The sequence below is a fragment of the Streptosporangium sp. H13245 genome (assembly GCF_055690525.1).
Genome location: NZ_JBSZKT010000002.1, coordinates 406,886 through 433,217 on the forward strand (window position 1 = coordinate 406,886; position 26,332 = coordinate 433,217).

Here is a 26,332-nt window from a genome sequence, read left to right on the forward strand (position 1 = left end):
GGCAGGGGAGATGGTTATGCCCAGGACGCAGGCACGCCTGCCCCGTACACCCGGTGGAGTCGTGTCCATGAAGATCGCGATGGTGTCAGAGCATGCGAGCCCCCTCGCGACCGTCGGCGGAGCCGACGCGGGGGGCCAGAACGTCCACGTCGCCGCCCTGTCCCTCGCGCTCGCCGCGCGCGGGCACGAGGTGACCGTCTACACCCGCAGGGAGTGTCCCTCTCAGCCCGAGGAGACCTCCCTCGCCCCCGGGGTCACCGTGGTCCACGTACCGGCAGGACCCGCCATGACCCTGTGCAAGGACGACCTGCTCCCCTGGATCCCGGACTTCGGCCGGTGGCTCGCCAGGCGGTGGAGCGCCGCGCCGCCGGACATGGTCCACAGCCACTTCTGGATGAGCGGCCTGGCCGCCCTGGCCGCCGCGAGGGACGCCGCCGTCCCCATCGTGCATACCTTCCACGCCCTCGGTACGGTCAAGCGCCGCCACCAGGGCCCGGCCGACTCCAGCCCGCGCGAGCGCCTCAAGATCGAGGCGATGGTCGCCTCCCAGGTGGACGCGGTCGTCGCGACCTGCGCCGACGAGGTGGCGGAGCTGCGCCGGATGCGGATTCCCCGGAGCCGGACGAGGGTCGTGCCCTGCGGCGTCGACGTGCGCTCCTTCACCCCTTCCGGGCCGAGGAGGGACTTCGGGCCCGGCCCCGTCCTGCTCGCCCTCGGCCGTCCCGTCCGCCGCAAGGGCGTGGACACCACGATCCAGGCCCTCGCCCGCATCCCCGGCGCCACCCTGGTCGTCGCCGGTGGCGACCCGGGCGACCCGGAGGCGGAGCGGCTCTCGCGGGTGGCCGCCCGGTGCGGCGTCGCGGACCGCGTCAGGTTCCTCGGCAGGGTGGAGAGGGACGACGTCCCCACCCTGATGCGCTCGGCGGACGTCGTGGTCACCATGCCCTGGTACGAGCCGTTCGGCATCGTGCCGCTGGAGGCCATGGCCTGCGGCGTGCCGGTGGTCGCGTCCGCGGTGGGCGGGCACCTGGACACCGTCGTCCCCGGGGTGACCGGCCTGCTGGTCCCGCCGCGCGAGCCGCACACGCTGGGCGGCGCGCTGCGCCGGTTGCTCGCCGCGCCGTCCGTGCTGGCGGCCTACGGCGCCGCGGCCGTCGCGCGGGCACGCTCCCGCTACGACTGGCACCGGATCGCCGCCCAGACCACCGCCGTGTACGCGGAGGTGCTCTCCTCCCGCGCCCCGGCACGTCTCCTGGAACGTGTCCCGGCTGTTCCGGCAGGTGTTCCCGCGCGGGCGGACGGCGCCCGATCGTGCCCCGGAGCCGCCTGACGGCCGGGGACGGGCTCCGGACGTGAGACGCGCGAAGGCCCCCGGTCCCTTGGAGGGGATCGGGGGCCTTCGGTACGAGATCGGCCGCCGGTGGCGGCCCTACCGGGTCACTTGCCGGTGGCTCTGTGGATGCTCCGGGACGCGGAACGATCGATCGCGGCCTTGACCACGCCGAAGATCGCCCCCTGGATGGCCGCCGCGACAAGGACCTCGCGCCAGCCGTAGTCATCCGATGTCGCCTGGGGAGCCTCGTCCTCACCGGACGCGAACTTCCAGACCTGCTTGAACACGGCTCCGGCGATCGCGCCGCCGATCATTCCGGTCACGGCACTCGCACCGCGGGATACGACTCTGCTCACGTCCTGCCCTCCGTTCGCGTTCGCTGAAAGGGTTCACCGAAACAGGCTCACCGCGAAGGGTTCGCCGAAAAGACACGTCTACCCGTGGGAACCGGTCCCTAACGGGCCCGGAGCGGCGAGCGACACCCGCTTGGGGTCCTCCGCTCCTCGATCGCGGCTCTCCAGGGGAGAGATCCGCGGGTCACACCGCCGGAGGGTCGTTGTAGTGACGCTCCTCGTAGGTGCGGCGGTGGGTGACCGGGTCCTCGATCACCGTGGTGGCCGTGGCGTCGGGCACCGCCCTGCGGGCGAGGCTGAGCCGGTACACGGCGAACAGGAGCCACGCGAGACCGCCGATCATCAGGATGACACCGACGACGTTGATGTCGAATCCGGCGATGTCGAATTCGACCGCCCACGTGAGAATGGCGCCGAGCATAATGAGAACGATGCCGCCTGCGATGGTCATGGGATCTCCTCCTTCGAGCCAACGCACCACCATCTATCCCCCGTGCGGATCTCAAACGTCACCCGGCGGAGACAGACCCGGGCGGCGGCCTCCCGTTCGTCGTCACAGCCTTGACGGCCCCGGAAAAACAACCGGCCGCGCCCCCGTGAGACGGGCGGGCGCGGCCGGCGGAGCGGGACGGGGATCTACTCGGCGGGCAGGACCGCGCCCTTGTAGGTGTCCTCGATGAACTTCTTGACCTCGGGGCCACGGAGCAGCTCGGCGAGCTTCTTCACCCGGGGGTCCTCCACCTTGGCCGGGACGGTGACCAGGCCGTTGGCGTACGGGTTGCCCTCGCCCTTCTCCAGGATCAGGGAGTCGGTCGCGGGCTGCAGCCCGGCCTCCAGGGCGTAGTTGCCGTTGACGATCGCGGCGTCCACGTCCTCCAGGGAGCGGGGCAGCTGGGCCGCCTCAAGGGGCTTGAACTCCAGCTTCTTGGGGTTGTCCGCGACGTCGCGCTCGGTGGCCTTGACGCCGACGCCCTCCTTGAGGGTGATCACGCCGTTGTCGGCGAGGAGCTTGAGCGAGCGGCCGAGGTTGCTCGCGTCGTTGGGCAGTGCCACCTGGGCGCCCTGGGCCAGCTCGGAGACGTTCTTGATCTTCTTGGAGTACAGGCCGAGCGGCTCGATGTGCACCGGGGCGACCCAGCTGAGCTTGATGTCCTTGCCCTTGGAGAACTCCTCCAGGTACGGGATGTGCTGGAAGTAGTTCGCGTCCAGGTTGCCCTCGTCGAGCTGGGTGTTGGGCTGGACGTAGTCGGTGAACTCGACGATCTCCAGGTTCAGCCCGGCCTTGGCGGCGAGGTTGTCCTTGACGTACTTGAGCACCTCGCCGTGGGGCACGGGGTTCACCCCGACCCTGAGCGGGGCGTCGGCCTTCGGCGTGCCGCCCGCGGGCTGGGCCGTGTCGGTGGACGTCCCCCCGCACGCGGTCAGGGTCCCGGCCAGGATCAGTCCGGCCACAACCCCAAAGATCTTGCGCATGACTCTCCCCTTAATTCCCCTTATATCAAGTAGGAAATATATCTCATAGAAGGGGAGGTGAGGACAAATCCTTACTGACCCCTCAGGGCCAGCATCTGGGCGATCTGTGCCGTACGCGAGACGTCGACGCGCTTCGCCAGCTTCGTGACCTCGGAGTGCAGGCCGGTCGCGACCTCCACCTTGGCCATCTGGGTGGCGTCGTCCTGATGGGCGATCAGCATGTCGAGGAACCTCCGCTCGAACTCGGCCGCGGGCGCGGCGACCAGCGCCGCCATCTCCTCGTCACTCACCCCGGGCATCCCGCCGTGGGCGGTGTGCTCGTCGTCCTTCGCGGTCGCGGGCTGGCCCCAGGTCTTCAGCAGGCCGGACATCGAGGCGGATTCGAGCTCCTGGGTCGCGCCGATCGCCTCGGCGAGCTCCTTGACCTCGGGACGGACCTGCCGCTCGCGCACCAGCCGCACCAGCCGTACCCCCTGGGTGTTGTGGGGCACCATCATCTGCAGGAACATCACGTCGGGGGGGTTGAAGGCGACTCCGGCGGCCGTTCCCATCGGCGGGGCGGGCGAGGGGGTGGGCAGGCCCGCTCCGGCACCGTGCGCCGAGTGGTCCTCGGCGGCATGGTCACCGCCGTGGCCGGACCCCTGACTGGAGGCGGATGGCGACGTCACCTGGACGGGGGCGCCGTGCGCCCCGTGACCGGCCGGGCCTCCGCGGAGTTCCTGGATGCTGTCGGCACCGCAGCCGGAAAGGCCGGAGAGCAGGAGAACCCCCACGACGACCGCCGGGACCACCGGAACCGCACGCTTCATGACGAACTCCTCGACTCTCGGGAGATTCTCGGGAGACCACGGGCCCGGCCGGGGTGGCGGCGGCCACCCCGGCCGGATCTCACCGGATCAGACGCGCTGCCACAGGGCCGCGACGTTCGGCGGCTCCCAACCGGCCAGCGCGGTGTGCGCCTGCAGGCACCGGTAGGTCACGCCGTTGTAGGTCACCGTGGCGCCCGTCGCGTAGGCGGTGCCCGCCCGCCAGGTGCCGCCCGGCTGACTCGTCGGAGTCGGGGTCGGGGTCGGCGTGGGGGTCGGGGTCACCGTGGGGGTCACCGTCGGGGTCGGCTGGGGGTTGGGGTTGCCGCCGCCGAAGTTCACGTCGGAACAGGTGTAGAAGGCCTCGGTGCTGCCCACGATGCGCTGCCAGATCGAGAAGATGAGCTGGCGGCCACTCCGCTGCGGGAGGTTGATCGTCCAGTTGGTGAACTGGGTGGGGTTCTGGTTGTTGAAGGTCCTGATGTGCTCCAGGTCCGACCAGCGCAGCGGCTGGGTGGGGTTCCAGCTCTGCTTGGTGATGTAGAACTCGAAGTTGCTGTTCGCGTGCGGAGCGGTCGCGTGGTACGTGACCGTGAGCGGTCCCGGGGAGACCGAGGTGGCGGGCCAGTCGTTCCTGGTGAGGTTGAGGCCGCGGTACTTGTCACGCCCGGCGCCGCACAGCTGGCCGTCGGGAATGATCTGGCGGTGGTTGCCTCCGGCCTCAAGCCGGGACACCTCGTGCCAGTCGTAGAACGCCTGGGTGCCCCCCGCGGCGACGGCCGCCTTGCAGGCCTCCGACTTGGGGGTCTCCGGGCCTTCGTTCTTGCAGACGTACGCACGGCTGGGCGGGTTCGACATGGACCCGTGGGCCACCGCCGCGGTGGACGGCAGCAGGGCGAACAAAGACCCTACGCTGATCGCGGCGGCGGTACCGGTGGCCAGCTTGTGTCGCAGATGCACGTGGACTCCTCCTGGAGCGATAAATGGGAGGCAGGACTGTCCAACGAGCCGACGGATAGCACGTTATTAACAAGAAACCTTACTAAGAATTCCGGTCATATGACCAGTCGTACGGCCATATCAGTCCATGACCAGCACAACCTTGCCCCGCCCGTGCCCGGTGGCGACCTCGCGGTGGGCGTCCCCGGCCCGCTCCAGGGGGTAGGTCCGGCGTACGGGGAAGAGGAGTTTGCCCTCGGCGTACAGGGCGGCCAGCTCGGCCAGGCGGGAGGCCAGCCGCACTCCCCTGGTGAGCTGCACCCCGAGCTCGGCGGCCCTGCCGTGCTCGACGAGCGTGACGACGCGCTCGCCCTCGACCAGTTTCAGGGAGACCTCCAGCGCCTCGCCGCCCGCGCCGTCCAGGACCATGTCCACCCCGCCGGGGGCGAGGGCGCGCACCCGCTCCAGCAGGCCGTCGCCGTACGTGACGGGGATCGCGCCGAGCTCGCGCAGGTAGTCGTGGTTCTCCTCGCGGGCGGTGCCGATCACCGTGGCCGCCCCCCAGAGCCGGGCGAGCTGGACCGCCGCCGTGCCGACCGCGCCCGCGGCGGCGTGGACCAGGACCGTGTCGCCCTCCCCCACCCCGAGCTGCCGCAGCGCGATGTGGGCGGTCTGGGGCCCGGCGGTGAAACCGCCCGCCACGTCCCAGGGCATGTTCGCGGGCTTGGGCGTGACGTTCTCCGCGGGCACGACGATGTGTTCGGCGTAGGAGTTCAGCAGGTTGAAGCCCAGCACCTCGGCGCCGACGAGGATCCCGTCCACCCCCGCGCCCACCTGGTCGACCACCCCGGCGAACTCGTTGCCCGGCACCCGGGGCAGCCCACCGCTCACCCCCGGCGGGCTCCACCCCTGCCGGACGGCCAGGTCGAACGGCTGCACGCCCGCCGCCCTGATCCGCACCCGCACCTGCCCCTCCCCCGCCTCCGGCGTCGGAAGCTCCGTCACCCGCAACACCTCGGGCCCGCCGAACTCGAAAAACGCAGCAGCCTTCACAGGATTCCCCCTCGTTCGTGTACGCCTTCGCTCGCGTACGCCGCCACCCAGCCTGCGGCCTCAACCACGATTGAGGTCAAGCTTCACGCGTTCAGGGTCTGGTCGGGGCGGCGACCGCGTGAAGCCGGAAACCGGCACCGGGGCGGCTCTCCACGTCCTGGCGGTCGCCGGGGCCGCCATGATGCCGCTCTCCGTACGTCGGCGTCATGGCGGTCCACGTGATGGCCGGGCGGATTCCGGGCTCGCCGGAAAGCGAGCCCGGCCACCGAGCCTGCCGGCGGGTCACTCCGTGGTGAGGGCCGCCAGGTTGTCGTAGCTGAGCTGGGCGAACTGCAGTGACTGGCCCGGGTTCGCCGTACCACCCGGAGCGGTGTCCTGCTCGTACATCGGGTAGTGGTGCTGGCTGACCAGCCCCCGGAAGAACGTCGTGTAGTCGATGTCGCCCGTACCGAAGGGCACCATGTCGTAGCCGTTGGTGGTCGCGGTGTTGATCTTTCCGTCCTTGGCATGGAACAGCGGGTACCGGCCCTCCTGCGCCTGGACGAGAGCGAGAGGGTCGAAGACGCTGGTCTGGACGGAGCCGTCGGGGGCGGTGTAGGTCCGGTGCCTGTACTGCGCGACGTGCGCCCAGTAGATGTCCATCTCCAGGTTCACGAACTTGGGATCGGTGATGCCCAGGAAGTACTCCAGCTTCCGGATCCCCGAGGAACGCGTCGGACGGCCCTGGACGTCCAGCGGTCCGCTGTCGAGAAGGAAGTTGTACGCGGCGTCGTGGTTGTGGGTGTACAGCTTGACGTAGCCGGAGTTCCGGGCGATCTCCCCGAGAACGTTCCACTTCTCGGCGGCGATGTCCCAGTCGGCCTTGTAGTTGCTGCCGGTGGGGTCGTTACCGGTGCCCATGTGGTCCATGCCGAGGATGTTGGCGATCTCCAGGCTGGCCCTGAACCGGTCGAGATCGGCCTGGGTCAGCGGCCAGGATCCCGGGATGAACCCGTGGTTACCTTCGGCCCGCAGCCCGTTCTCGTCCAGCCACGAGCGCAGCAGCGTCGCCCCGGCGACGCTCTCCAGGTTCGCCCCGCCCTCGGCGTTGGCGTGCTGCGTGAAACCGGCGAACTCGATGCGCTCGTAGCCGATGTCACTGAGCGCCTTGAACACCTCCTTGAACCCCGACGGCAGGGTCGTGGTGTTGGGGTCGCGGGAGATGGCGTCGCGGACGGTGTAGAGGATGATGCCGCGCTTGCTGTCACGGATCAGGGGGGCGCCCAGAACGGCGGCCGAAGCCCTGCCGGGTAGCGCGGTGATGGCCGCCGCCGCGGCCATACCCGTGGTCGCCGCGAACAACTGCCGACGGGTCAGTCCGAGCTTGCGCCCGAGGGCACCGCCTTCGACCTGGTCGTCATCGTGGGCATGGAAAGTATTCACACTTATCCGTTCGGGGGGAAGGACGCGTGCGCTGAGCGACGTCACAAACGAAAAATGAACTACCCGGGAGGCTTCAGCGTGCCACCGGTGCCGACAGCCGACGATGGGGGCTTTTGACGGGCCACCGCCGTATATCCTGCACTGCCAGCAATTGTTAACTCCAGAGCGTCACTTCGTCAACGAAAGTACGGATCCTTCCGACATAACCCTTCTGAGAAGTTCAAACCTTTTCGGGCGAATCAAGAACAGGGCCGCTGAGCAGCGGAAACAGGACACCGACCCGGCTCGCCCGGCTCCGTCAACCAGCACCGGCAGCGGTGGCGGTGGCCCGGTCTCGTCACGGCCGACGCGGGCGCACCTCGAACCGGGCTCGGCCGTCACCGGAGGACGGCACACACGCGATGGCACCTCACGGGTGGAGGGCGGCACTGACCATCCGCGGCGAGAGAAGAGCCGGTGAGCTTGATCCGGCTTGACGGACACATCCGCCCAGCCGAGTGCGAATACCAGTTGCTTGCTTGCGACCCCTCGCAGGGGCGATGAGGACCAAGTACATCCATCTCGTACGGCTGGCTTGGGATCTGCGGTTGCGACCCCTCGCAGGGGGCCTGCTCCTCGGGGCCGCGGACGAGGTCGGCCAGGCACCGGGGTCTCACCGAACTGGATTGCTGAGCTGAAGCGGTTCGCCCGTCTTCTCCGGTGACCGTGGCTCTCAGTCCTGGGCCGCGGGCTGGAGGTCGGTGACCTGGACGATGAGCTGGGTGGCCAGTGCCCGGTTCAGCAGGTGGGGTTCGTCCAGGCCGACGGGGGTCTGGTGGCCGGTCTCCACCACCCGGCCGTTGTCGTCCTCGCCGTACAGGTTGGCCAGCACCCCGACCGGGGAGTAGTCGCCGACCGTGCAGACGACCGGTGCCTCTCTTCGCAGGTACGGGCAGGCGGTCAGTGCCTCGACGACGTGCGCCTTGCAGGTGGGCGGGTGAGCGGTGGGCCAGGGCGAACGGAAGTCGCCGACCAGTGCGGAGGGCAGGATCCAGCTGACGCGCCCGGTGCCGGGGTCGGTGGCCGGTAGGCCGCACACCCGGCACAGACCTTTCAGCATGCACCGGCGTTGCCGCAGCGTATGAACCATGGGCCACAGGATCTTCCCCTCCCGCGCGGTGCCGCAGCGAGCCCACAGCGCCCCGAACATCCACTCCTGCGGAAGCGCGTCACGGTAGGTCAGCCGGGGTGATCCATCCGCCCACTCGAAGGCCAGCGGCAGATCCAGGCTCTCCTCTTCGTACGGCGTGACGTAGGGCTTGCGAAGCTGTGTCGACACAGTGCCCGTCATCACCTACCGCCTCGCCGAGCGGTGAGGATCAGATTCGCGACCTGCTGTGGCTCCCGTACCGTCCGCGGTTCGGGGTCCCCTCGCAGGGACACCAGGTAGCAGCCGGAGCGCGTCCCCACGGTCACCGTGGCCACCCGTCCGGCGTTGCCGTGAACGACCAGCTCGGGGGCGTACCGCTTGGACTCCGCCAGCGGGATCGGTCGGCCGTCGTCACCGGACAACTTCAGGCCGACGATGTGAACGGCGTACGAGCGAACCCCATGGACCTTCAGCAACCGCTGCACGACGGCCAGCGCCCTGTCGTGCCTCTCCGCCGTTGTGTCACCGCACTCCTCGGCCACTGTTCTCGACGCATGTGCGCCGGACAGACGGGCGCCCGCGATTTCACCAGCCATTGTGGGCCTCCAGCAGTTCGTCGTCGCTGTCTTTAGTACAGAAAAGACAAAAAGGTAAACGCGGCACCGCTCAGGTGCAAGAGATGCGTTCGGCATTGCCTTACGTGTCATAGTGAGGGGAAGCTCAACGCTCATCCAGAGATCTGTTTTGGCTAACAGGAGCAGCCAAATTAGCCAATACAGCGGGAGGTCGTCATGCCCCGTCGGCCGGACACAGTTGATCCCTCGAAGTCACCGACTGCCCTTTTCGGTGCGTACCTAAGGCATTGGAGAGAGTTCCGCGAAGGCTCCCTGAAAGGCGTCGCGGCGCAGATCAACACCGATTGGTCGGTTCTTGGCCGCTGGGAGCGCGGCGAGCGCCTCGCGCCGATCGAGGTCGTCGAAAGCCTCGACAGGCTTTACCGCGCCGACGGCGCCCTGACCTCACTGCACGCGCTCGTCCAGGCGACCAAAGCCGCAGTGGCGCCGCTGGCGGGATCGCCGACTCTGTCGGATCCTGTCGTTATGGACGAAGTACGGAGGCGACTCCTACTCGGTGTCGCGACAGCAGGCGTATCCGCCCTGCTGCCAGGGCTGGAGCAGCTGCGCACCATCGTGGACCAGCGAGTCGGTAAGCCTGACCTCGACGCGTGGGAAGAAATCGCATGGGAGCACGCCCATGGAATCGTCTCGCGCCCCTTGGTCGAAGTGATCCGTGACCTGTCCGTGGATCTCCTGACCCTCCAGCAGACTCTGCCGCCCCTCCCCGATCGCGAAGCGGTGGGCTGGGCCCGCGTGAACGCCCGACTGACGTTCCTCCTCGCGCAGGCGCTGGGGTCGGCCGGAGACCATCGCGGGTCGCGACACTGGTGGGGATCCGCGCGCCGGGCAGCGGCTCAGACCGGTGATCCTGAGTTCATCGCCACCGCGTACGCGATCGAGGCGGTTCAGGCTCTGTACGAGCGCCGCCCCCTGACCGCGGTGCTGTCACGTGTGAAAACGGCTCTGGACCTTACCGCTGACCAGCCAGGTCGTGCGGCGGTGAGTGCCCTGGGCGCCCGTGCCCACGCGTTGGCCCTCATGGGGAATCACGTCGGCGCGCACGCCAGCCTGGCCGAACAGGCCAAGGCTTTCGCGATGCTCCCCGGCAGCGTTACCGGTAACACCATGTCCGCCGAAGGCTGGTCGGAATCTCGGCTGCTGCACACTCGATCCCTCGTCCTGACCCTGGGCGGCGCCCCGTCCGCGTCTGCCGCGCAACGGGAGGCGCTCGCCTCCTACCCCGCGGGACGCGAGCGGCAAGCAGCCCAGGTCCGCCTGCATCAGGCAGCGTCGGCGGTACGGGAGGGAGATGTCACCGATGGGCTACAACATGCCGTCACGATCGTGGAAAGTATCGAGCCTTCCCGTATGACGCAGTTCGTGATGCATATCGCTCATGTTGTGGCTGACGCCGCGCCAACAGGGCAGAAGGCGCAGCGAGCTGTCAGCGACTACCGTGCACATCTCGCACTCATGGCGCCGAAAGAGGATAAATGAGCATTAGTCTTCAACGCCTGACCGGCCCGGCGGCGCGCGCGATACTCGATGAAGAGCACGTCGATTTATACCTGCGGATCCACGCCGAGCCGCCCTACCTTTCAGGGCCGCTTTACAGCCGAGAACGATTCACCGAGCGCACGGGCCGACAACTGGAGCGCGACAGCTTCACCTTGGTCTCGGCGAGGTCCGGATCGGAACTCGCGGGATTCGCCTTCGGCCTCGCATTCGAAGCGGGCCGATGGTGGGGTGGAGAAGCCACCCCTCCTCCCGCCGAAGCAGCCGACCTGCCTAAATTCGCGGTCATCGAGCTGAATGTCCGTCAGGACTTCCGGGGCCATGGCATCGGCAAGCGTCTTCTTGACGAACTGCTGGCCGGTCAGGACGCGCCGTACGCGACGCTGCTGGCCAATCCGGAGGCTCCGGCGCACGCCATGTACCAGCGCTGGGGATGGCAGATAGTGGGTACCGTGCGCTCGGCGCCCGACGCGAAGACCGCCGACGCCCTGCTTCTGGACCTGTCCAGGAAGTAGGTGAACACCCCTCCCTGCTGTGGCGAATCGGTCTTTGGCCATTCCCGGTTTCCGGTATCGGTTTGTGTTGACCCGTAGAGGGAGTGACTGAAGGATGGAACAGGGCCCTTAGGCGTGCCAGGTCGACTTGCGTCGCCAACGGCGCTGATCCGCTCACCGAGGTCCAGGCGACGCGGGCGGTTCGTGACCTCGCCGAGGACCTCGTTGAGTTCGCCGCCGGATCGACCGTTCGGGCGCTTCCTCCCGGTTCGCCTTAGCCTGCGGCCTCGTCGCGGGCGTCCCACGCGGCGAGGATCTCCGCCTCGCGCTCGCGGCTGATGCCCAGTTCGGCGGACCGTTCGGAGGAGACCACCGCGCCGTCGCTTAGCCACGCGTAGGTGTCGGCGACGGTCTCCTCCAGCGGACGACACCTCAGGCCCTCGGCGCGAGCACGGGCGGCGTCCACGTGCCATGTTCCCTGGTAGTCGCGCCACAGGGGCAGCCCGACCCACTCGGGAACACCGTGATCGCGCAGGAACGCGTCGTCGGCCCAGACGAGTTCGGCATCGGCGCCGGTCACCTCACGGCACGCGCCCAGGAACGCGCCGAACGTGGAGTGCCCGATCGGCGCGGCCAGGTTGTAGGACCCCGTGAGGTTCCGTTCGGCGACGTCCAGCGCGAAGGCCGCGACGTCGCGGACGTCGATCGGCTGGATGGGCCGCTCCGGGTGGCCGGGCGCCAGGACCCGGCCACCGGCCTGGATCCGCGACAGCCACCAGGGGATGCGGCCGACGTACTCGTGCGGGCCGAGGATGACGCTGGGCCGCAGCAGCGTGGCCCGCTCCCCGAAGGTGGTCGTGACGGCCCGTTCGCATCCGGCCTTGAGGCGGCCGTACTCGTCGGCGTCGCTCTCACCGGCCGGACCGGCCGGGGTGTAGTCACGGACGGGCGAGTCGTCGTCGAGCGGGTCGACGGGCCAGCCCTTGTAGACGTTCACCGTGGAGACGAAGACGTAGCGGTCGACGGCGTTGACCAGCGCGCGGGTGGAGCCTTCCACCATGGAGGTCGTCATGCCACTGGTGTCGATCACGGTGTCCCAGTCGCCTCGCGCGACGAGCGCCGCCAGGTCCCGGCTAATGGTGCGATCTCCGCGAATCGGCGCGACTCCACGCACGTCACCACCGGACGTGCCACGGTTGAACGTCACCACGTTGTGGTCGCGGCGCAGCGCCTCTTCCGCCACGATGCGCCCGAGAAACTTCGTGCCGCCGAGGATGAGGATTCGCATGCCCTCGATCCTGGCTCACGGGCGGGTTGGAGACGAGCCCCCGCCGAGGGTCTCTTACGCGGGCGGCGTCAGCGACAGGTCTTCTTCGGGGACCTGGATAAGTGCGGGCCCGGCGAGATGTTCAAGGACTACTGGGACGCCGTGTGAACGATGTCAGCGGGGCGGGGCGTCCTTCAGCAGTTGTAAATGTCAGGCTCGGCGGGTTCCTGTCCAATATCTGTGACCACCATGTCCGATGACACAAACGCGAAGGCCGGGCGCCACGGGGGTGGCGCCCGGCCTTACGAACCGGTTAGCCGATCAGGTATTGCATGATCTTCTTGATGGTGGCGGCGCGTTCGGCGGGGGCGGCCACCTGCTCCAGGCCGAAGCCGAGGAACACGGTGTCCTTCGTCGAGACGGCCGCCGTCTTGTCGGCCTGGGCCCTGGCGAAGTCTCCGGCGCCCGTCGGGCTGCCCGGGGGCGGTCCGGGGATCGCCCAGGCGCCGAGGCCGGACTCGAAGCCCTCGGCGGCGAGCTGGCCGCCGGTGGTGGTGATCCTGGTGTCGTCCACGAACGCGCCGACGCCGCCGGTGCCGGGGTCGGTCACGTAGCTGATCGACACCTCGACCTGCTGGCCCGCGTACGCGGACAGGTCGAAGGCCACCTGCTGCCAGCCGTCGGAGTCACCGGTGAAGGCGTTCCAGGAACCGCTGGTCCCGGTCGGCGCGCAGGGGTTGCCCGGCGTCAGGTAGCGCAGCAGCCACGGGTGCTCGTCCAGCAGGAAGCCCGCCTCGCACTCGGCCGGGACGTCGGTGGAGGTGCCGCCGTTGAGGTCGGGCAGGGTCGTCCAGTTGTCCTGGCCGACCGTGTGCGCCTCGACGATGACGTTGTCGTAGCCCTCCTCGGTGTTGTACGAGAGCTGGAACTGCAGCTTGGGCTGCTGCGCGGCGGGGACGGCCGCCAGGTCGACGGTGCGCGTCAGCCTCTTGTACGCGTCGTCGGTGTGCGGGCCCGCCACGTACCAGTCGCCCTCGGCCGGGTCGAACGGACCGGTCGCCCCGATGTAGGCGGCCGAGGCCTCGCTCCTGAACTGCGGGAACTTCGCGGGCGGCAGCGTGTCGCTGGTCACCTGCAGGGTGCCCGCCTCGTCCAGCGGGTTGTCGGCGAGCGCCTGGCCGCCGAAGGTGCCGCTCGTGCCGTTCATCGCGGCATCGCTGCCGGTGAACCCGGTCGGCCCGACGCGCGGGTTGCGGCCGTAGACGCCGAGGTAGTACTGGGCGAAGTCGTCGGCGAGGATGAGGCACTCCTCGAAGAAGCCGTCCTGGCTGGTGATGACGCAGTCGGAGTCCGGGGCGCCGTCCAGGCCGTAGTAGATGCCACCGAGGCTGGTGCCGAAGAAGCCGAAGTATCCGGCGGTCTCCCCGGTGTAGAGCAGTTTGCCTCCCTCGTTGAGGTAGTCGCGGACGGAGATGGTCAGGTCCTGCTGCTGCCGCTTGACGTCCATGTCGGGGAGCGGGCCGAACGGGGTGTCGGTCTCCACGTCCTGGGCGTCCATCGCGAGCCGGTCGTCACCGAGGTACCAGGCCACCGCCTTGAAGTGGCTGAGCACGCCGAGGTGGTGCGGCACGCCCTGGGCGTCGACGTCCCACGTCTCCGAGGAGTATCCGGCGCTCTGCAGCGCCTGCCTGTACTGCGCCGCGTACTTCGGCGCGGTCACCGACGCCGGGTAGTCCGGATTGAAGCCGGTGTAGTCCTCGTTCGCCACGACGAGCACCTTGGCGTTGGACTTCTTCTCCAGCTTGTACGTGAAGCGCTGGCTCTCCACGGTCCCGGTGCCGGATTTGTGGCCGGTGAACCAGACCTCGACGCTGTCTCCCGGTTTGGCGCCCTCCACCTTGGCGCGGTACTCGGCGAAGTACAGGTCGTTCTCGTCGCCGTACCGCTCGCCGCCGTCCCACTCCTTGAGGTCGCGCACGCGCACGGGGCCGCCGTTGATCCGGAAGCGCAGCTGCTTGGCCGACAGGGAACGCCGCATGGTCACGGCCACCGGCTGCGGGTCGCCGTACGAGACGGTGAAGCTGTCGGGCCGGAAGTCGGGGACCGCGCGGTTCACCGGGGAGACCGGGTTGTCGGGGTTCTTCACGGACTTGGCGAGGTCGACCGCGAGCGGGACGTTCTTGGCGAACTCCGCCTGGATCAGGGCCTCGCTGTCGGGGAAGGTGAAGCCGGAGCCGCCCACGCAGTCGGCGAGCGTCCACTCGTCGTCCGGCACGCTCTCGACCGCGACCTCGCAGGTGGTCATCTCCGGCGTGATCGTGAGTGCGTCGCGCTTGTTGGTCATGTGACCGTCGGTCTCGCCGTTGGTCGTGTAGAGCTCGGCGCCGATGTCGGGGTCGTAGCCGGGTACGGCGGGCGTCGCGTCGTCGCCGAGCAGCGCCTCGAAGATGAGGTCGTCGGGAGAAGGGGTGGCCTGCTGCCAGCCGACGCCGTACAGCAGCAGCTGGGCGGCCGAGTGGTAGTTGAGGATGTAGGTGAAGTCGACCTTCTTGGCGAGGGTGTCGACGGCCATGGTCTCCGGCTCGGACTGCGCCTTCGGGCCCCGGTAGGTCTGGCTGGCCGGGTTGTCGGAGGAGCCCTCGTTGTCGTAGCCCCACTTGTAGTCGAAGTTACGGTTCAGGTCGACGCCGTCGGCGCTGGTGATCTGGCCGTCGCCGTTGTTGTCGCGGAGGTTCTTGCGCCAGAGACGGTTGTCGCCGGTGAAGGTGTAGTCGTACCCGTCGGGGTTGGAGACGGGGATGAACCACAGCTCGACGTTGTCGATTAGCTGGGTGATCTCGGGGTTGGTGCCGTAGCCGTTCAGGTAGTGGAGCAGGAGCCTCCGGTTCATCTCCGGGGTGATCCACTCACGGGCGTGCTGGGCGGACATGTAGAGCACGGCCTTGCGCGACCCGTCCCTGAGCTGCCGCGCGTTCTTCGTCACCTTGATCGCGGTGAGCGGCTGCCCCTTGCCCGTGGTGCCGAGGTCGACGACCTTGGCGATGTTCGGCTTGGCGTTCGCCGCGGCGACGATCTGCTCGCGGATGCCCCCCGCGCCGCTGTACGGCTTGAAGACGCCGTCCCCCTTGGCCGCCTGCCTGCTGGCCGCCGCGGACCGCTGGACCTGCAGGCCGAGGCCCACCTTGCGGAGCTGCTCCGCCTGGGTCGCGCCGAGGATCGCCTCGACGCTGACCTTCTTGCCGTCCGCGGACTTGGTGATCCGCAGCTCCTCGCGGTCGACGCCCGACTTCAGCAGCGTGTCCAGCTGCTGCGGGGTGAGATCACCGACGTAGACGCGTACCCCGTCTTCGCCGGTGGCGGGTGGATCGGGGACCGCTGCCGCGGGTGTGCTCACGATCAAGCCCAGGAGCAGGACCGCGATTGCGAGAATAGCTAATCTCGCACGTTTCATTGCTACCTCCGTACATCCCCCGAAAAACAGGAATGCCCGAAATCTGGGGTATATCCGGAGCTGAGTCAACGTCAATCCTCGCCAGCTTTTCGCACTGACCTCATGTGGTCGGGGAGGGCGCCGGGTCTTCCGGAATCACGGGGAACGTGCAGGGCACGGGAGCGGGCCACCCGGGGAACGTGCGGGGCGCGAGGACGGGCCACCCGCGAGCCACCCACGGGCCTCCACGGGCCATCCGCGGATCATCCTCGGACGACCCGCGGGCCGCCTTTGGACGACCCGCCGGTCGTCGCGCCCGCCGGAACTCCCGTCCGCGTGGCGTGCGGCTTTTGCGACCTTGGCCAGCAGCGGCTGCATTAAAGTAACGGTGTCCGCGTCGCACGCCCGACGCGCGGTGCCAGGCACTTCCCCCAACTGCGAAAAGTCAGGGGAGGCCCATGTTTCACCGACGTGTCGTCACCACGGGATGCGTCCTGGTGGTCACCGTACTCGGCCTGACCGCCCACCAGGCTGTCGCCGGTCGGCGGCCGGCGGAAGCTCCGGCGGCTCCGCCGGGCCTGCTCCAGGCACTCCAGCGCGACCTCGGGATCAGCAGGGAACAGGCTGAGACCCGCCTGCGCAACGAGGCCCGGCTGGCACCGATCGAGGCCAGGCTGCGCGTCAAGATCGGTGATCGCTTCGGCGGCTCCTGGTTGTCGGGAACCACCGCGCAGACCCTCGTGGTGGCCACCACCAGCGACAAGGACATCCCCCAGATCCTCGCCGCGGGCGCCCGCCCCGAGGTCGTCGCCCGGTCGCTGGCGGAGCTGATCCCGATCAAGCAGAAGCTCGACGAGAATCTGCCCGCTCACCGGCGGGTGGGAGGCGTGCGCTACATCGACGTACGGAACAACAGGGTCGTGATCCTGTCGGCGATCCCCGACAGGGCCGAGGAGATCGTCGAGACCGTCGGGGTGGACAAGAACGTGGTGAGCGTGGTGCCCTCCTTCGAGACACCCCGGCTCCTCGACAGCGTGCGGGGCGGCGACCCCTACTACATCGGCCCCGCGAGCCGCTGCTCGATCGGGTTCTCGGTGACCCGCGGAACCCAGCGGGGTTTCGTCACCGCCGGTCACTGCGGCAAGGCGGGTGCCGCCACCACCGGCGTCAACCGGACCGCCCAGGGCGTCTTCCAGGGATCGACCTTCCCTGGGCACGACTACGCCTGGATCGCGGTGAACCCCAACTGGACGCTCACCGCGACGGTGACCAACGGCGGCACCGGGATCGAGGGCATCGTGCCCGTCGCCGGTGCCCGGGTCGCCATCGAGGGCACCTCGGTCTGCCGGTCCGGGTCCACCTCCGACTGGCACTGCGGTCTCATCCAGCAGCGCGACGCCAGCGTCACCTATCCGCAGGGCACCGTCTCGCAGCTGGTCCGCACCAGCGTCTGCGCGGAGCCCGGAGACTCGGGCGGCTCCTTCATCTCCGTCGACCAGGCCCAGGGCGTCACCTCCGGTGGCTTCGGCGACTGCAGCCTGGGGGGTACCAGCTACTTCCAGCCGATCGGGCCGATCCTCAGCGCCTACGGCCTGGCCCTGCTGACCACCACCCGCACGGCGCAGCCGCCGGTCACGGACACGGCCGTACCGTCTCGAACGCCGCACCCGCATCCGCCGGTCACGGGCACGGGCACACCGTCTCGAACGCCGCCCCCGGGGACACCCGCGTCCTGACCGTCCCCTCGGCGCACCGGAATCCCCGGGTCCGCGCCCCGGAAACACGGAGAGTCCCGGGCCGATGAACCGGCCCGGGACTCTCGTCACGGGGAACCGCGAAACACTCGGGATCCCGAAGGTCTACCTGCCGTAGACCTCCAGCTCCCACAGGGAGTAGCCGTACGGGGTCGCCCGCTGGGTGCCGTACACCCGCACGTAGCGGGCGCTCGTCTCGGTGAAGGTCACGTCGTCCACGCCGCCGTCACCGGTGGTCGTGGCGTGAGCCTGCGTCCAGGTCGTGCCGTTCGTCGAGGTCTCGATCCGGTACGCCCGGCCGTAGGCCGCCTCCCAGTTCAGCTTCACCCGGCTGACCAGCTTGGCCGAACCCAGGTCCACCGAGATCCACTGCGGGTCGGAGAACGCCGACGACCAGCGCGTGCCGCCGTTGCCGTCCACCGCGTTGCTCCCGGCGAAGCCGCCGTTCTCCGTGGAGGAGGTCGTCACCGGACGTCCGGACGACAGCAGCACGACACCCGGGCCCGGCGTGGGGGTCGGGGTGGGCGTCGGGTTCGTGCCGGTCCCGCAGTTGCCCGAGACGACCCCGGCCGCGTAGCGGAGCCCGCCGTACAGGTGCGCGCGGAAGTTCGGCTCGGTGTAGGACGCGATGGTGTGACCGAGGCCGGTGTACCAGGAGCGGCCGCCCGAGTACGCCTTGCACCAGGAGATCGGGTGGTCGGCTCCCATCGACCCGCCGGAGTAGGTCGACTCGTCCAGCGTGGCGAGCACGCGGGCGGTGGAGCGGGGGTTGGTGCGGTAGTTGTACAGCTCGTCGGTGCGCACCCAGGCCGCCGGGAGGTGGGCCGTCGAGGGGTGCGTGCGGTCCTCCACCCGTACGGTCACCTGCTGGATGGCCGGGTGGGAGGCGAAGTAGGCGCCGACGAGGTTGCCGTAGAAGGGCCAGTCGTACTCGGTGTCGGCCGCGGCGTGGACGCCGACGTATCCGCCGCCGCCCCCGATGTACGACTCGAACGCCGTCTGCTGCGTGGCGTTGAGCACGTCGCCGGTGGTCAGCAGGAAGACGACCGCGCGGTACTGGGCGAGGTTGGCGGTGGTGAAGGCGCCGGCGTCCTCGGTGGCGTCGACGGTGAAGCCGTTCTCGGTCGCCAGCCCGCGCAGCGCGGTGATGCCCGCGGGGATGGCGTCGTGCCGGAACCCGGCCGTCTTGGAGAAGACCAGAACCTTGTATGCCGGATCAGCGGCCATAGCCGGAGCACCCAGACCAATCATTACGACGAATAACGCGGTGACCACCGCGATGATATTACGCACCGTAAACCTCCATTTCCCACAGGGAGTAGCCGTACGCGGTCGCGCGCTGAGTTCCGTACACCCGCACGTAGCGGGCACTGGTCGCGGTGAAGCTCACGTCGTCCACGCCGCCGTCACCGGCGGCCGTGGCGTGAACCTGCGTCCAGGTCGTGCCGTTCGTCGAGGTCTCGATCCGGTACGCCGTGCCGTAGGCCGCCTCCCACTGCAGTTTCACCCGGTTGACCTGCCTGGCAGAACCCAGGTCCACCGAGATCCACTGCGGGTCGGCGAACGCCGACGACCAGCGCGTACCGAGGTTGCCGTCCACCGCGTTGGATCCCGCGGAGGCGGCGTTCTCCGTCGAGGAGGCGGTGACCGGCCGCCCCGCCGACAGCAGCGTGCCGGTGGGCGGCGGGCCCGTCCCGGTGGTGAGGGTGAAGTCGTCCACGTCGAACAGCGGGCCCGTCCCCCCGGCGAAGACCAGGAAGAGCTTGGTGGTCCCGGCCGGGGCGTTCGTCAGGGGGGTGGAGACGTCGACGAACGTCTCCCACCCGCCGGTCGGTGCCACGGTGGCGGTGCCCAGCAGGGTGCCGGTCGCCGACCCCGCCCTGACCTGGATCGTCCCGCCGATCCCGCCGGAGGAGACCCGGGCGGTGAGCCTGGTGGCGCCGCTCAGGACGTAGGGGTCGAAGGAGATCCAGTCGCCGTTCTCGATGCTGCCGACGGTCTTGGCCCCGTGCGCGGCCGGTTTGTCGTACTGCACGACCCCCTGGGAGGTGGTGTAGTGCTCGGCCTGCCGGTTCCTCGGCTGGGTGACGTGCTGGGTGTGGGTGGTGAGGCCGCCCGCGTCGGTGTACTCGGCGTCCCAGACCCCGAACAGGTTGGCGGCCCCGTCGTGCTCACCGTTGCCGGGCGTCTGGATGGTGCCCGAGCAGCCGTTGGCGGTGGCCATCGGGTGGCCGTGGGTGTCGTGACCGAGGATGTAGGTCATCTTCACCTTCGTGCAGTCGATCGTCGTGTCCTCCGCGTCGGTGACGGTGACGCGGTACGGCACGGCGTCGCTGAAGCCGAACACCTGCCCGTTGAGCGGCAGGTCGATTCTCACGACCGGCGCGGTGTTGCCGACGTTGATCTCGATGTTGGCCGTCGCGGTGTTGCCCGTGCTGTCCCTGACGGTCAGCGTGACGATCCGCCTGCCGTCGGTGGTGTAGGTGTGGGTGGGGTTGGCCGCCGTGGAGGTGGCGCCGTCGCCGAACGCCCAGGAGTAGGTGAGCGCGTCGCCGTCCGGGTCGGAGCTGCCCGCCGAGGAGAACGCCACGGTCAGCGGCGCCTTCCCGGAGACCTTGTCGGAGGTGGCCTTGGCGATGGGTGCCCGCCCGCCGACCCCGATGTGCTCGATGCGGTACAGCGCCGAGTCCTGGTTGCCGTTGAACCAGCCGGTGCCGTAGTCGAGCACGTAGAGGGCGCCGTCGGGGCCGAACGCCATGTCCATCACCAGCTTGCCCGCCCAGGGGAAGGGCTGGATGGTGCCCCGGGTGCCGTTGGCGTTGACCTCGATGTCCTTGATCCACTGACGCTGGAGCTCACCGGCGAGGAAGTGCCCGTCGAGTGACTGCGGGAACTTGACCGGCGAGTTCAGCGCGGCGGAGTAGCGGTAGACGACGCCGCCCATCGGCGACTCGGCGCCGCAACCGAACTCCGGCAGGAGGGTGCAGCCGTCGTAGGTGATCCAGGCGGCCTTGGCCGCGGGCAGCTTGACCAGGCCGGTGTTCTTGCGCGAGGTGTTCTCCGGGCCGCCCGCGCAGTCGTACTTCGCGCCGATCGTCGAGGTGTCGTAGTTGTAGCGGGCGTAGGTCTCGGCCGGGGTGTTGTTGCCGGTGCAGTACGGCCAGCCGAAGAAGCCGGGGCCGGTGATCCGGTTGAACTCGACCTGCCCGCCGGGCCCGCGCGGACCGGTGGTGCCCGCGTCGGGGCCGTAGTCGCCGAGGTAGACGACGCCGGTGGCCTTGTCGACGCTCATACGGAACGGGTTGCGGAAACCCATCGCGTAGATCTCCGGGCGGGTGTTCGCGGTGCCGGGGGCGAACATGTTCCCGGCCGGGATCGAGTACGACCCGTCGGCGTTGACCTTGATGCGGAGCACCTTGCCGCGCAGGTCGTTGGTGTTGGCGGCGCCGCGCTGCGCGTCGAGCGCGGGGTTGCGGTTCGGCCTGTCGTCCAGCGGGGCGTAGCCGTCGTTGAAGCCGGGCTCGGTGTCGTCGCCGGTGGTCAGGTAGAGGTTGCCCGCGGCGTCGAAGTCGATGTCACCGCCGACGTGACAGCAGGCGCCACGGCTGGCCCTGACCTCCAGCACGGTCTTCTCGCTCGCGAGGTCGAGGGTGCCGTCGGTGTTCAGCCTGAGGCGCGTGAGCCGGTTGACGCCGTCGAAACGCGCGAACTCCGCCGGGGTCCCGTCGGGCGGGGAACCGTTCGGCGGTGTGGACAGCGGCGGCGCGTAGTAGAGGTAGATGAACCGGTTGGTGGTGAAGCCGGGGTCGACACCGATGCCCTGCATGCCCTCCTCGTCGTTGAAGTAGACGGAGAGCTTGCCCGACACCTTGGTGTTTCCGGCGGCGTCGGTGATCCGGACCGTGCCGTCGCGGGCGGTGTGCAGGACGGAGCGGTCGGGCAGCACCGCCAGCGTCATGGGCTCTCCCACCTCGGCGACTCCCTTGGCCAGCGTGACCTGCTGGAACTTGGTGGGGTCGACGGGCGGGGCGGCGGCGGTCGTGGTCGTGGTCGCGGTCGCGGTGGTGGTCGCTGTGGCCGGGAGCGGGGACAGGAGGGCGGTCACGGTGAGGAGAGCGGTCAGGGGTGGTAACCATCGGCGGAGCGAGGCCATGGGTGGAACTCCAGGTCTCTGTGGGGGGTGGACCGGTGGTCAAGGTCTCGGGACGGGGGGTTCGGCGGCTCTTCGGTGTCTCCAGAGGGGGACCCGAGGAAAAAGCCGAGGGAGCGCTCTCCCAACCCGAGATTGCTCTTGCTCGACAATCCTTGTCAAGAGGCTGTTTAACCTGACGGAAACAGCCCGCACACTCTGGGCGAACACCGGTGCGCTTGGGGGAACGCTCCCCTGCGGCCATATTGCACCGTGACAATCACCTCTGAGCTGCCCGAACCCGGAGCCCTCCGAGGAGGCGCCCTTCCCCTCCTCCCCGGCTGTCCAACGGCCCCGCGACGCCCCTTCATTGACAGGAAAAGCGAACGCAATCATCCTTTGGCAGGGAGCGCTCTCTTCATGATCGAAAACTTGACAACGGTCGGGACGCCGACCCGGGCCCCGACAAGGAGGAGATCCGGCCGGGCGGGAGCACTCAGAGTGGATGCGCCCCGGGAGGGGCACTCCTGGTTGGGGCATTCCTGGTCGAGGGACTCCGGGCCGAGGGACTCCGGGCTGGGGGACTCCGAGCAGGGACTCCGGGCTGGGGGACTCCGAGCTGGGGGACTCCGAGCTAGGGGACTCCGAGTTGGGGGCGACGCGCCGACCGATCGATCCGGTACGGGGTGACCGGGCGAGAACGACGCGCCGACCGATCAGCCTGGTACGGGGTTGACCGGGGCGAGAATCACGCGCCGACCGGTCAACCCGATACGGAAGCGACCGAGGCGGGGACGACACGCCGACCGGTCAGTCCGGCACGGGGGTGGCCGGGGTGGGGACGTCGTTCCGGAGATTGACCGGCCGGTGGGCCCGGAACTGGTCGCCCGGTGACAGGCCGTGCTTGACGACGCGGTGGTCGGTGCCGTAGCCGGAGCGCTGCTGGTAGGCCCAGTACGAGGTGCGCTTGGCGTCGGCCCACCGGTCGAAGATGACCACCGCGCGGGCGGTGTTGCCGCCGACCGGGTCGATGACGAGGTCACCCTGGAGCAACTCGGTCATCTTGATGCGGCGGCTGAAGTTCGACGAGGCCAGGCTGATCGTGTTGGGGCCCGGTTTCGGGAGCCCGAGCGTCATGGAGACGTAGCCGGAGCCATCGGTCCGGTAGCCGCCGTACGCCTTGAACTGGCTGTAGGGCACGCGCCGCGCGGTGGCCGGATTCCAGCTCCTGGCGCGGCCGATCATCCCGGCCCGGTCGACGACCGGTTTCGCCGACGCGGTGGCACCGGCCGCCGGACTGGCGAGGGTCGACTTCGCCGCCCCGGTGTCATCGCCCGCCCGGCTTTTGAGGGCCGATCCGCCGAGTACGGCACCGGTGGCCACACCGATGGACAGGCCCAGCGCGGTCCCGATCAGGAACCGCCGTCGCGAGCGGCTCATCAACCGGCGCGGCGCGGACGCGCCGGGCTCCTCCCCGTTCCCGGGCTCCTTCCCCTCGATGGTTTTCGCAACCGGCCCTTCTTCGGAGACCGCCGCTCCTCCGGGGGCCTCCGTGGTCACCTCCGGGACGCCCGCCATCCGCCGAGCCTGTTCGGCCGCCTCCCACAGCTCACGGAACCGCTTCTCGTCCTCCCGGCACAACCGGGCGAGTCCTTCCACGGCGTCAAGGGGGATCCAGGTGTCCCCGGCGAGCCAGCGCCCCCAGGACGATCGGCTCGCGTGGGTCGCCTGCTCCAGCGCTCGCAGATCGAGCCCGGCCCGCTCCCTGAGAGCCCTCAACTCCCGAAGGAGAACGCGGGTCGGCTCGGGCAGGTCGTCGGGCAGCGGGCGCTGTCGTCGGTTCCTGCTCGTGTTCTCGATTCCATTCACCACGGTGATTCGTCCCAACCTTGTCCCAGCGGCCTGAGTCATCGCAGGTCATCTCGTCACACTGGGAACTATTGTCCCAACTTCACCAATTTCACGACGTGTTTCGAAAATTTCCTGTCAGCGTGTGTCCCGCCAACCGAACGATCAACGGCAGGGACAAGGAGAGCACATGCCCTCGAACCGAAGCTCCTGGATCACGGCGGGAAACCTGGCGCTCATCACGGTGATCGCCTGTGGTGGTGGCCTGGCACCGGCGGCGTCCGCACAGGCGGTGAGCACCCTCGCCGATCCGCTGGCGGGGGCGACCGCGACGCCGGCGCCCACCCCGACCCCCACTCCCACTCCCACCCCCGTTCCCACGGCGACACCGGCGCCGGAGGACGAGACCGAGACGTCCCCGGAACCGGATGAGGAAGCGGCGCAGACGCTGGCCGCCGCGGCCCCGATCACCCGCTCGCAGATGATCGCGCGGGCCAAGACCTGGAAGCCCGGCACCGCGCAGCGCATCCCCTACAGCCAGACCAAGACGCACGGCGGCTACCGGACCGACTGCTCCGGCTACGCCTCGATGGCACTCGGCCTCGGCAAGCCCGGACAGATCACCGTCGGGCTGGCCAAGAGCGCCTTCAGCCGTCCCATCAAGATGTCCCAGCTGCTCAAGGGCGATCTGGTGATCGACGCCATCGGCAGCAACACCACCCGGCACGTCGTCATCTTCGACCGGTGGGCCAACTCGGGGCGCACCTCGTACTGGGCCTACGAGCAGCGCGGCAGCTACGGAACGGACTACCGTACGCGCAACTACGGACTGGCGGCGAAGAGCGAGTACAAGGCGTACCGGGCGCTGAACATCCGCGAGGACGCGCCGCCGCCGCCCACCACGGTCACCCGCGCCCAGGTGATCGCCCGCGCCAAGACCTGGAAACCCGCGACCGCGCAGCGCATCCCCTACAGCCAGACCAAGACGCAGGGCGGCTACCGGGCCGACGGCTCCGGCTACGTCGCCATGACCCTCGGCCTCGCCAAGCCCGGACCCATCACCACCGCCCTGGCCACCAACACCCACACCCGCCTCATCAAGATGACCGACCTGCTCCAGGGCGACCTCGTCATCGACCCGGTCGGCGGCAACACCGCACGACAGGTCGTCATCTTCGACCGCTGGGCCGACGCCAAGCGCACCTCGTACTGGGCCTACCAGCAGCGCTCCGGCTACGGCACCGACCACCGCGTCGTCAAGCACGGCCTGACCTCCGGCACCCAGTTCCGGGCCTACCGTCCGGTGAGGATCCGCTAGTGCACCGCTCACGGCCCGGCTTCGGACCGTCGAGCCCGGACAGCCTGAACGGCCCGGACAGCTTGGACGGACTGAGCGGACTGAGCAGCCCGGGTGGACCGAGCGGCCCGGACACTCTGACCGGTCCGGGCGGGCTGAGCGGACTGGGCGGGATCGCGGGAGCGCTCCTCCTCGCGGTGTCCATGGGAGTGAGTGTCCTGGGCACACCCCCGGCCGAGGCCGCGACCGCTCCCCTGCCGACCGCTCCCTGCGGCGGCGGAGGGGTGACGGCGGGCGACACGGAGCTGGCCACCGCTCTCAACGGCCGGTTGACGATGAAGATGCGCGGTTACATGGACGGCTACCGCGTCTCCTGCGCCCGGACGGTGGTCGGGGCGGTCCGTGCCCGGGGGCTCCCCCGGGAGGCCGCGGTGGTCGCGATCACCACCGCCATCGTCGAAACGGGCGTGCGGAACATCAACCGGGAGGTGGACCACGACAGCCTGGGCGTGTTCCAGCAGCGGGCCACCTGGGGCAGCGCCGCCCAGCGGCTGGACGTGAACTGGGCGACCGGCGCGTTCCTCGACAAGATGCTCCGCAAGTACCCCGACGGGTCCTGGCGGACGGCGGTGGTGGGCGATGTCTGCCAGCGCGTGCAGGTGTCGAAGTATCCGGAGCGGTACCAGCCGCAGGCGGCGGACGGACAGACGATCGTCTCGGCGCTGTGGCCCGTCCCCGGTGTGACCCGGGAACAGGTCGTCGCCCGTGCCAGGACCTGGAAGCCCGCGACCGCGCAGCGGGTGCCCTACAGCCAGACCAAGCAGCAGGGCGGCTACCGGGCCGACGGCTCCGGCTACGTCGCCATGACACTCGGCCTCGCCAAGCCCGGACCCATCACCACAATCCTGGCCACCGGCACCCACACCCGCCCCATCAAGATGACCGACCTGCTCCAGGGTGATCTCGTCATCGACCCGGTCGGTGGCAACACCGCCCGCGCGGTGGTCATCTTCGACCGGTGGGCCGACGCCAGGCGCACCTCGTACTGGGCCTACCAGCAGCGCTCCGGCTACGGCACCGACCACCGCGTCGTCAAGCACGGCCTGTCACCGGGGACCGGTTTCAGCGCGTACCGGCCCCTCGTCCTCCGCTGACGCGGAGGCCCGGGGATTCGAACCCCGGATGGCGGTAAATCCAAACCGCATTGGCAGTGCGGTGGCATCGAAGTCCCGTTGAACGGCCCGCTCACGACTGGTTCTGAGCGGGCCGTGGGCGCCGGGATCCTCATGGACACGGGGAATTCGCGCGGCCTTCCGTGGAGCTCGCCCGTTCCACGGGTCAGGAAACCGATGACAGATCCTGACACGGAGGAGCGGAATTCCAAAGAAAGGCCGCCACGGCAGGGACGGGCTTTCGGACCGCACACCGGCGGAGCCGTAGCGGCTTTCCGTTCGGGTGCCGGTGGAGGCCCGG

The 26,332-nt window shown here is 69.2% G+C and carries 20 protein-coding genes and 1 tRNA gene; 6 read left to right on the top strand and 15 right to left on the bottom strand.

Features of this window, described 5'->3' with window-relative positions; translation table 11 throughout:
- Positions 1–67: 67 nt before the first annotated feature.
- On the top strand, positions 68–1,330 hold the full coding sequence (locus tag ACW9TB_RS05785; protein ID WP_472746880.1) for a glycosyltransferase: 1,263 nt from the start codon (positions 68–70) through the stop codon (positions 1,328–1,330).
- A gap of 107 nt (positions 1,331–1,437) precedes the next feature.
- Here the strand turns inward: ACW9TB_RS05785 and ACW9TB_RS05790 are convergent, their stop codons facing one another.
- The 9 genes from ACW9TB_RS05790 to ACW9TB_RS05830 all read right to left on the bottom strand — a co-directional run bounded on the left by ACW9TB_RS05790 (position 1,438) and on the right by ACW9TB_RS05830 (position 9,104).
- Complete coding sequence (locus ACW9TB_RS05790; RefSeq protein ID WP_472746881.1) at positions 1,438–1,689, bottom strand: DUF4235 domain-containing protein; 252 nt, start codon at positions 1,687–1,689, stop codon at positions 1,438–1,440.
- A gap of 181 nt (positions 1,690–1,870) precedes the next feature.
- A complete protein-coding gene (locus ACW9TB_RS05795) occupies positions 1,871–2,137 on the bottom strand; it encodes a DUF6458 family protein (RefSeq protein ID WP_472746882.1) in 267 nt (88 codons plus the stop codon).
- Between the two features lie 185 nt (positions 2,138–2,322).
- Complete coding sequence (locus ACW9TB_RS05800) at positions 2,323–3,159, bottom strand: MetQ/NlpA family ABC transporter substrate-binding protein (protein ID WP_472746883.1); 837 nt, start codon at positions 3,157–3,159, stop codon at positions 2,323–2,325.
- Between the two features lie 71 nt (positions 3,160–3,230).
- Positions 3,231–3,968, bottom strand: a complete 738-nt coding sequence (locus tag ACW9TB_RS05805) for a DUF305 domain-containing protein (RefSeq protein ID WP_472746884.1) — start codon at positions 3,966–3,968, stop codon at positions 3,231–3,233.
- 87 nt (positions 3,969–4,055) lie between these two features.
- On the bottom strand, positions 4,056–4,925 hold the full coding sequence (locus ACW9TB_RS05810) for a lytic polysaccharide monooxygenase auxiliary activity family 9 protein (protein ID WP_472746885.1): 870 nt from the start codon (positions 4,923–4,925) through the stop codon (positions 4,056–4,058).
- 120 nt (positions 4,926–5,045) lie between these two features.
- Positions 5,046–5,909, bottom strand: coding sequence for an NADP-dependent oxidoreductase (locus ACW9TB_RS05815; RefSeq protein ID WP_472746886.1), 864 nt, complete (start codon positions 5,907–5,909; stop codon positions 5,046–5,048).
- 330 nt (positions 5,910–6,239) lie between these two features.
- Positions 6,240–7,379, bottom strand: coding sequence for a sugar phosphate isomerase/epimerase family protein (locus ACW9TB_RS05820; RefSeq protein ID WP_472746887.1), 1,140 nt, complete (start codon positions 7,377–7,379; stop codon positions 6,240–6,242).
- A 712-nt stretch (positions 7,380–8,091) separates the two neighbouring features.
- Positions 8,092–8,697 (bottom strand): hypothetical protein, encoded by a 606-nt coding sequence (locus ACW9TB_RS05825; RefSeq protein ID WP_472746888.1) that lies wholly within the window; start codon positions 8,695–8,697, stop codon positions 8,092–8,094.
- Between the two features lie 11 nt (positions 8,698–8,708).
- On the bottom strand, positions 8,709–9,104 hold the full coding sequence (locus ACW9TB_RS05830; RefSeq protein WP_472746889.1) for a hypothetical protein: 396 nt from the start codon (positions 9,102–9,104) through the stop codon (positions 8,709–8,711).
- A gap of 195 nt (positions 9,105–9,299) precedes the next feature.
- Between ACW9TB_RS05830 and ACW9TB_RS05835 the strand changes: the two genes are divergently transcribed.
- The gene (locus ACW9TB_RS05835; protein ID WP_472746890.1) at positions 9,300–10,622 is read left to right on the top strand and encodes a helix-turn-helix domain-containing protein; all 1,323 of its coding nucleotides are present in this window, start codon (positions 9,300–9,302) and stop codon (positions 10,620–10,622) included.
- Positions 10,619–11,155, top strand: coding sequence for a GNAT family N-acetyltransferase (locus ACW9TB_RS05840; RefSeq protein ID WP_472746891.1), 537 nt, complete (start codon positions 10,619–10,621; stop codon positions 11,153–11,155). Before ACW9TB_RS05835 ends, ACW9TB_RS05840 begins: the two co-directional genes overlap by 4 nt.
- Positions 11,156–11,408: 253 nt before the next feature.
- Here ACW9TB_RS05840 and ACW9TB_RS05845 read toward each other — a convergent pair whose 3' ends face one another.
- Both ACW9TB_RS05845 and ACW9TB_RS05850 read right to left on the bottom strand, forming a co-directional pair.
- A complete protein-coding gene (locus tag ACW9TB_RS05845; protein WP_472746892.1) occupies positions 11,409–12,422 on the bottom strand; it encodes an NAD-dependent epimerase/dehydratase family protein in 1,014 nt (337 codons plus the stop codon).
- Positions 12,423–12,714: 292 nt separating this feature from the next.
- Complete coding sequence (locus tag ACW9TB_RS05850; protein ID WP_472746893.1) at positions 12,715–15,852, bottom strand: M14 family metallopeptidase; 3,138 nt, start codon at positions 15,850–15,852, stop codon at positions 12,715–12,717.
- A gap of 437 nt (positions 15,853–16,289) precedes the next feature.
- Between ACW9TB_RS05850 and ACW9TB_RS05855 the strand changes: the two genes are divergently transcribed.
- The gene (locus tag ACW9TB_RS05855) at positions 16,290–17,567 is read left to right on the top strand and encodes a S1 family peptidase (RefSeq protein ID WP_472746894.1); all 1,278 of its coding nucleotides are present in this window, start codon (positions 16,290–16,292) and stop codon (positions 17,565–17,567) included.
- A 123-nt stretch (positions 17,568–17,690) separates the two neighbouring features.
- Here ACW9TB_RS05855 and ACW9TB_RS05860 read toward each other — a convergent pair whose 3' ends face one another.
- From ACW9TB_RS05860 to ACW9TB_RS05870, 3 genes are all read right to left on the bottom strand, one after another.
- Complete coding sequence (locus ACW9TB_RS05860) at positions 17,691–18,812, bottom strand: ThuA domain-containing protein (protein ID WP_472746895.1); 1,122 nt, start codon at positions 18,810–18,812, stop codon at positions 17,691–17,693.
- A 58-nt stretch (positions 18,813–18,870) separates the two neighbouring features.
- The gene (locus ACW9TB_RS05865) at positions 18,871–21,690 is read right to left on the bottom strand and encodes a PQQ-dependent sugar dehydrogenase (RefSeq protein ID WP_472746896.1); all 2,820 of its coding nucleotides are present in this window, start codon (positions 21,688–21,690) and stop codon (positions 18,871–18,873) included.
- An 834-nt stretch (positions 21,691–22,524) separates the two neighbouring features.
- On the bottom strand, positions 22,525–23,583 hold the full coding sequence (locus ACW9TB_RS05870) for a helix-turn-helix domain-containing protein (protein ID WP_472746897.1): 1,059 nt from the start codon (positions 23,581–23,583) through the stop codon (positions 22,525–22,527).
- A gap of 169 nt (positions 23,584–23,752) precedes the next feature.
- Here ACW9TB_RS05870 and ACW9TB_RS05875 point away from each other — a divergent pair, with 169 nt between their 5' ends.
- Together ACW9TB_RS05875 and ACW9TB_RS05880 are read left to right on the top strand one after the other, a co-directional pair.
- Complete coding sequence (locus tag ACW9TB_RS05875) at positions 23,753–24,880, top strand: NlpC/P60 family protein (RefSeq protein WP_472746898.1); 1,128 nt, start codon at positions 23,753–23,755, stop codon at positions 24,878–24,880.
- Positions 24,881–25,062: 182 nt separating this feature from the next.
- A complete protein-coding gene (locus ACW9TB_RS05880) occupies positions 25,063–26,013 on the top strand; it encodes a hypothetical protein (RefSeq protein ID WP_472746899.1) in 951 nt (316 codons plus the stop codon).
- Here ACW9TB_RS05880 and ACW9TB_RS05885 read toward each other — a convergent pair.
- Positions 26,014–26,104: transfer RNA gene (locus tag ACW9TB_RS05885), tRNA-Gly, on the bottom strand.
- Positions 26,105–26,332: the final 228 nt, after the last annotated feature.